The sequence below is a fragment of the Corynebacterium sp. HMSC069E04 genome (genome assembly GCF_001813175.1).
In the GTDB taxonomy this organism is placed as follows: Bacteria; Actinomycetota; Actinomycetes; order Mycobacteriales; family Mycobacteriaceae; genus Corynebacterium; species Corynebacterium aurimucosum.
In genome coordinates, this window is the sequence record NZ_KV811650.1 from 1 (window position 1) to 4,690 (window position 4,690).

Annotated in this window: 1 protein-coding gene; it reads right to left on the reverse strand. The window is 49.0% G+C overall.

Features of this window, described 5'->3' with window-relative positions:
- Window positions 1-105: 105 nt before the first annotated feature.
- The gene (locus tag HMPREF2896_RS03830; RefSeq protein WP_141754758.1) at window positions 106-4,368 is read right to left on the reverse strand and encodes an NACHT domain-containing protein; all 4,263 of its coding nucleotides are present in this window, start codon (window positions 4,366-4,368) and stop codon (window positions 106-108) included.
- Window positions 4,369-4,690 lie beyond the last annotated feature (322 nt).

Here is a 4,690-nt window from a genome sequence, read left to right on the forward strand (position 1 = left end):
GGACAACTACAGGACAAAATCAACGCACTCCAAAACCGGAAGGGCCGCTTTAGCGTCCCGGACTAGTGACTAGTTATAGTGGATTAAGAAACCTGAGAGACGTCACTATTCCTCTGCTAAAAGTTCCTGCAGATATCGTCGAACCTCGTCTATTCCAGGCATCCCTTCGCGCTCCCGCATAAAGTGATTTTCAATCGCTGCATCCCTTTGATCAACGTCAACGAAATTAGGGCCAACGAAAATCGGATCCTTATTCCCGGAAAAAATCCCCGTATAAATATATTCATTGGATAAAATACTTCGATCTGCGTTCCTATCTGGATTCTTGGCCTCTCTTTCCGCTAAGCACGCGATCACCAAGTCCATTCGAAGGTGCCGTAATCGCTTTGATAACCATCCTTCATCGCAAACTAAAACTTGAATGTCCTGTCCATCCAAGGAATAGTCTCGGTATTCAGCAATAACCTTTCCGTCTGCTTCCCATTGCGCGGTATTTGGCACCCAGGTGGCGTCACCAAGCAAAGGCTGTACTGGGGTCTCTATTCGCACGCCCCTATCTACCGAACAATCAAACGAGTTTCCCTCCCACAAGTACGACTGAGAACTCGGCCAATACGAGATCCGTCGTTCGGTTCGAACATCTGTAACTGATAGATGTTCCCGCACAGACTGGTACTGGGGTCCATAACCAACGAACTCTGACTCTCCCAAATATGTTTGAAAGAGCGTCTCAGAAAAATCCAGCGGTCGGTTCATTAAACCTCTAAATTGGAGGTACTCCGCTAAGTCGGCACCCTCCCCCTCTGCCACCAACCATGACCCCTGCAGCAAGTACTGACGGCGAAAGAAAGTCTTTTCACGTATAGAATACTCAGAGCTCTTCCTTTCCCAACTGGCATCCAGCCTTAGAGCCACCCCTCTTTTCCCGGCCAGTTCAGGCCTCAAAATATCTTCATTCGGTGGGAGGTCCTTCCCATCTTTAATCCAATCTCGTTCCGATGTCTGCTTGCCGAGAGCGGGCCTTCTAATTTCTAGCTGTATTTCGGACTTCGGTTCAGCCTTTCCCAGCAAACACACCCATGCGTCGTCGCGCTTACGACTAATCGGCAATGAGGGATCCAAGTCCCTTAAAAGGAAATCCCAAGCTCCTTCACTGACCTCCCATTCCCGACCGCTACCTGAAATGTCTAGATACAGATTATCGCAAAGGCGTGCTAACAATTCCCGATGAGCTATCCATTGATACTTCTTTCCAAACCTCTCTCTCTTGTGGGAGGCCCTCCCATTGGAAAAAACAAATGTAGTCTCAAACTCTTCGAATCTTTCCTCCGTCCACCCCAAGGAGATCGCTTTTTGAGCTACCCAACGGCAGGAAAACTCATACAAATTGTCAGCTGATAGGTTCCTCTCGGAGGGTGTTTCATCAATCAACCTGAGCGTTCTGTGACCGTCGGCGAAATGCTGAAAGTGGTGAATATCCCCTTTGATCGTCTTGACCGAAAAATCCCCCCGGTTTGGTAGCGCGGACAACAGGATGGAAGAAGCTCGACGTCGGAGCAGATTGCCATTTTCGCGCAGAGCGCCAAAGGAGCTTTCGAGTTCTTCCTCGGAAAGCGGTGTCTCAGGCAAGGCTAAACCAAGGACACCCCCGTAGTCGGGCAATTCGCCCTCCGTAAGGCCCAACTGTTTGCGGGCCCATGCGAAGATTCCGCGAATTGAGTCACGCGCTAGAACATCGAACTCCGCAGCTCCTCGCAAGTGATCCGAAACAAATCGGACTACTTCCGACTGTTGGGCTCGCAGAGAGCTAGCCCCTTGAAGCAAAGCTCCATAAGAGCAAGTTAGTATGCGCTCGATAATATATGGATCATCACACTCACTAAAGATTTTCAATATTTTCAAGTTTACGGCTGGGCATTGAGCCCAAACTCCGGCTAGGGCCTTCGAGGAGATATCACGCAAATAGCGGTTTGGGCTCCCCAACAGCCAGGTCAGCATTTGACTAGTTAAAAACAATCGCTCAAAGTTACGCTCACTGCAGTCATTAGAAAACTGTCGCAGGAGGTGCCGGAATTCCGGGGAATCGTCGAGGAAATAGCTTCCAACCCCCCATTCTGCATCACGTTCGCACATCTCATATGACATATACCTTTGAGTTAAGAAACTGCTGTTCGCGGGGTGATCCGGTATGGCTGCTAGCGCGCATAAGCTCAATGCATATTTTGACGCCCAGTCACGGTTCTCAAGTCCTTTACTCAAGATTTTCAATGTGCTTTTTCTGACGGCGGACACGTGACGAATTCTCAGCGAACTTGCTAGCGATTCATGGAACCAGCGGGGCGCATCTCCTGCCTCAACAAAATCACTAAGTTCAGCTGACTTTTGCTCGGCTAAGATTACAGCGATAGTAGACCAAAGTCTCTTATGTTTTAGAAGTGCTACTCTAAAGTTCTTGGTTTCTTCGAATAGATCATCGACGACCTTTCGGCTCAAAACGTAATCAGATACCGCCTGGAAGAGGATGCCAACAGCTTCACGATTGCCGTAGGTTGGCCTCACTTCTAGAATTCCACACTCGACCATTTGCCGGAAAAGAGTGCGCGGATATTCCGTCCGACTTGGGAGAAGATCATCGATCTGCTTCTCAAGTTGCCCTCGATCGTTTTCTAGCTCCCCCTTTTCCAAAATTAATTGAGCAACCAATTGAAGCGCCTCTTCTACGACACTTTGGCTTGGACTGATTGCTAATTTCTTCTGAACTTCCCGTACGCGGACTCGTAAGTACTCCTGGAATACTTCCATTTGCGTTGGCTGCGGCGTTAAGCTTCTATCGCCTCCAGCAAGTACATCGCAGTAGAGTCGAAGAAAAAGCGGGTTCTCAAACGAGCGGCTTTCTAAACGCGGTAGAGGCTGCTGAATACTGAATTTGTGGCGATATTTCTCAAACGCCTCATCTACCGTCCCTTCAAAGCCAGGGTGAAACTCTTGTTTGATATCCACATTGGACAGTAATTCTGCACGATATTCAGAACGCAACGAGAATATGAGGCTGATATTCTCATGCTGTTTCACCTTCGACACCAGAACCCTTAGATATTCTGGCCAGTCAAACGGGGCCTTGGACTCGTTAAGTGCATCGATCGCAATCACCGCGCGCCTCCCCGTTGCTCCTCCAAGCGAGTCCAGTATCTGCAGAAAATTATCGAGCGTTACGTTCGGGATCCCTAGCCTTTCAGCGACTTGACTCCACCAGTATCCTTCGCCGATCCAAGAGCCAAAAACTAGCAGCGCTCTCCCACCGTTACTTAGATTTCTCTCAACCATATTCAAAAGTGCATGAGTCTTCCCTTGACCCGCTGGTCCGTAAATCGCGAGTACCCCGTCTGAATAAACTTCAACCAAGCCACCCTCTAGCCGGTTTGCCAAAGCTGTGAGGGATTTTTCTAGAAATTGTAATTCCCCAAGCGTTTCCGAAAACTCCCCTCCCAGTTGAGAAAGTGAGTCAATGAGTCTTTGAAAGAGTGCCACGATCTCCTTCAGTCTTCGTAGCCAACTCTCCGGACGTACGGGGGTGAATGGATTCCACGTTCCAATGTTTTTGACTTCACATTTTAGAAAATCCTGAAGAGCAATGATAGCCACCTGCCATCCTTCAAGTTCCTTAATTCTCCGAGGCAGAGTATCGACTTGATCCATAAGGTCATCGACCAACCTCAAAAGCTCCGCAGCGAATGAGGGATGCCCTGTCGCCGCATCTAGCATAATGTCAACTTCAGTCGGAACATCAGCATCAGGTGTATACCGATCGTGAGCTTCAGCTTTGGCGTCAGCAAGCTTGCTCTCGAACCAAGCGTCAGAAAGTCCTAGATCACCAAACCAATACTGACGACGCCCGGTATGCTTTTCGAGGACCAGTTCTTGCTTGATTTCACCGCCCCGAATTATCGCAAATTCGATTTCTCGTTCATTTTGAGTCGCTAAATTTTTCCACTGCAGAACGGCTTTCTCCCACCGACCTTGGTCCGACATACGCGCCGAAGTACCTGTATCAGTAAAATCGAAAGGCACTAAGAAAGTTAGTCGAGTAAGGTTCGGTCGGTTCTTTATAACTGTCGAAACCGACTCCTTCATACCTGATAGCGCGGACTGTAAATTTGCGTAGAATTTAGCCTGGAAGCCCTCCGAATGCCCATCCTCATAGACGCTATACCACTCCACGCCAGCGTCGGGAGCTTTGGTTTTCCGCACTTCTGCGGTATCGCCATCCTTATCTGCCCACAATTGAAATACGAGTTCTTCCCAAGCTCGATCTTGTCGCCCTTGATGCGCACGGATCTTAAAAAGATCTATGTCGGGTTCACAATTCATATCTAATTCTTCCCTCCGAACTGGCGTTCTCTAGCTAATCTATCTCAGCGCTCAAGCCTCGTGGCAGAGTTTCAATCATTACCGCGAAATCTTGGTCTTTACAGAGCGAAATTCCCGTATCCGAACAATATGGCGTCGAAGCACCCGTGGTCTCGGTTTCGGGCAGCTGGTACCGCGAGCCCACGTAGTTGGTACCGGTGTTCCGCATACCCGGTACTGCAGGGGTTTCTTTCATAATTAATGTTGACGACACCATGATCCGGTGGTGTGAAGCGTCCTGGGTTTAGTTCCCACCTCAGCCAAGGAAGGATTGAACTATGCC

Bases quoted from the DNA above. Each gene is read 5' to 3' on its own strand.
- HMPREF2896_RS03830 (WP_141754758.1), bottom strand. From the start codon at position 4,368: ATGAATTGTGAACCCGACATAGATCTTTTTAAGATCCGTGCGCATCAA.